The sequence below is a fragment of the Limimaricola sp. G21655-S1 genome (assembly GCF_027213785.1).
Lineage (GTDB): Bacteria > Pseudomonadota > Alphaproteobacteria > Rhodobacterales > Rhodobacteraceae > Limimaricola.
Map to the genome: position 1 here is coordinate 1 of NZ_JAPWGO010000390.1, position 250 is coordinate 250.

Annotated in this window: 1 protein-coding gene; it reads left to right on the forward strand. The window is 38.4% G+C overall.

Going from position 1 to position 250, the window contains the following annotated elements; all coding sequences use genetic code 11:
- Positions 1-41: 41 nt before the first annotated feature.
- The coding region (locus O4G76_RS21190; protein WP_269399066.1) for a hypothetical protein at positions 42-250 on the forward strand (209 nt) is incomplete at its 3' end.

Below are 250 nucleotides of genomic sequence, written 5' to 3' on the forward strand. Positions count from 1 at the left end.
GGATTAATGTTATTACGGGGTCCGTGAGTTATTTATTGATGATGAGTGGTCACGAACGTGATATGCGTTTTGTAACAGTACTTTGTGGTGTTGGGGTGCTGATTAGTGTGCCAATCTTCACTAAGCTTTTTGGCGCGATTGGTGCCGCATCTGCTACTGCATTTTTTATTAGCTTACAAAACTTGCTTGCTGTTTATTTTGTTAAAAAACGATTAGGCTTCAATACTTTAAAGTTTTGGCAGAAGATATG